The sequence below is a fragment of the uncultured Aurantimicrobium sp. genome (genome assembly GCF_936931525.1).
Taxonomy (GTDB): domain Bacteria; phylum Actinomycetota; class Actinomycetes; order Actinomycetales; family Microbacteriaceae; genus Aurantimicrobium.
Genome location: NZ_CAKZII010000186.1, coordinates 1 through 1,821 on the forward strand (window position 1 = coordinate 1; position 1,821 = coordinate 1,821).

General features: G+C 58.6%; 1 protein-coding gene. It reads right to left on the reverse strand.

Going from position 1 to position 1,821, the window contains the following annotated elements:
* Positions 1 to 1,821 (reverse strand): DNA polymerase III subunit gamma/tau (dnaX, locus tag Q0362_RS09415; protein ID WP_298122847.1); only part of this gene is annotated, 1,821 nt, incomplete at both ends.

The window sequence follows — 1,821 nt, forward strand, 5'->3', positions numbered from 1 at the left end:
GGGCATCTTCTTGAGCAGCCTGCTCTGGGGTGAGCTTCTTCGCTACCGGAGCAGCAGGTGCCGCAACCTCGGCCACTTCAACAACTTGTTCAACAGCAGGCTCTTCTTCGAGAACTGCAGGTGCTCCCCCGCCAGGAATGGCCACAACATCCCAGCCATCATCTGAGGCGGGCGGTGCTGCCTCTTCGAAGGGGGGTTCTTCATCTAGATCAGCAGGTGGTTCTTCAGAAAGAGGGGGCTCCTCAACCTGCGCTTCTGGTGCAGGAGTTGCAAACTCACGAGGAGCGTTCACCGGGGCTTCAGCAACCGGAACTGAACCGGTCTCCGTCAGACGGTCAATAGGTGCAGTTGCAGAGGAATCACTGGAGACCTTGAACGCCACGCGAACACCGAGAGTGTCAATGATGGCCTGGCGAAGAATCTCGTGGACTCCTCCGGGCACGCCCTTCTGGGGGCGGAACGAGGCAGCATCTGCCTCGTTACTGAAGACCAAGGTGAGGACGTCCTCTTCCAGAGAACGAACCTGAGCAGAGACAACAACCAGCCATGCGGCACGGCTCTTCGCCTGAATCTTCTCCAGCACAGCAGGCCATGCCTCAAGTAGCTCGCGGGTTCCCACAGGACCAGTGGGAACAACAACTACAGGAGCTTCCTTAACCGGCGCTTCCTTCACTGGCTCTGCCTGTGCAGCAGGAGCAGGAGCTTCAGCCTTGGGAGCTGGGGTAACTGGCGCAGTGGCGGCAGGTGCAGCGGCAGGCTTAGTAACGGGGGCAGCTGGAGCTGCCGGTGCCGAAACGGCAGGTGCGACAACTACAGCTGGAGCACCACCAGTTGCACGAACCAGCAATCGAGCAATCATGAGTTCGAGGTGAAGACGAGGCGAGGTAGCGCCAGTCATCTCGGTGAGAGAGGAGTTCACCACATCAGCTGCTCGGGAGAGCTCAGCAGAACCGAAGTTCTTTGCTTGTGCTTGCATGCGCTCAAGTTCATCCGCAGGAATGCCGCGGAGCACTGAGTTCGCATTGGCACCTGTTGCGGCAACCAAGATAAGGTCACGCAGGCGTTCCAGCAGGTCTTCGACAAAACGGCGAGGATCCTGACCGGTTTGAATCACGCGATCCACAGCAGCGAAAGCTGCTGCAGAATCTGCTGCAGCGAGCGCGTCCACTGCTTCATCAAGAAGAGCACTGTGGGTGTAACCCAGGAGAGAAACAGCACGTTCATAGGTCACAGCGTCATTCTCTGAACCGGCGATGAGCTGGTCCAACAGAGACAAGGTGTCACGAGCAGAACCGCCACCGGCGCGCACAACCAGTGCCAGCACACCAGGTTCGACCGCGATCTTCTCGGAAACACAGAGGCTCTCGCAGTACTCGAGCATCTGGGCAGGAGGAATCAGGCGGAAGGGGTAGTGGTGGGTGCGCGAGCGAATCGTGCCAATGACCTTTTCAGGTTCGGTGGTCGCGAAGATGAACTTCACGTGCTCAGGGGGTTCTTCCACCAACTTGAGCAGAGCGTTGAAGCCCTGCGGGGTGACCATGTGGGCCTCATCGAGGATGAAGATCTTGTAGCGGTCACGAGCGGGAGCAAAGACGGCACGTTCACGCAGGTCACGTGCATCGTCGACACCGTTGTGGCTGGCGGCGTCGATTTCGACGACGTCAAGAGATCCACCGCCGTCACGAGAAAGTTCAATACAGCTGGGGCACTTGCCGCAGGGAGTATCGGTGGGGCCTTCAGCACAGTTGAGGCAGCGAGCCAAGATGCGGGCAGAAGTTGTCTTGCCACAACCACGAGGACCACTGAAGAGATAAGCGTGGT